General features: G+C 57.1%; 1 protein-coding gene. It reads left to right on the top strand.

The features are described from left to right. A partial coding sequence (locus ACPYOI_RS36450) for a CBS domain-containing protein (RefSeq protein WP_481424227.1) occupies positions 1-261 on the top strand: 261 nt, incomplete at both ends.

Below are 261 nucleotides of genomic sequence, written 5' to 3'. Positions count from 1 at the left end.
GTCGTACACGCCAAGGACCTCTTGCGAGCGCTGGCCGAGCCGGACGTCGAGCCGGAGAACCTCGATATCATCAAGATAGCGCAGAAGCCGTGGTTCGTTCCGGACAGCACCAATCTCGAGGATCAGCTGAATGCGTTCCTTCGTCGCAGGCAGCATTTCGCCGTCGTCGTTGACGAATATGGCGAGGTGCAGGGCATCGTGACGCTCGAAGACATTCTCGAGGAGATCGTCGGCGATATTTCCGATGAACACGACATTGAT

The organism is Rhizobium sp. SVR5-2C, assembly GCF_056755115.1.
Note: the sequence above shows the minus strand (reverse complement) of the source record. Positions and strands in the feature narration are given on the sequence as shown.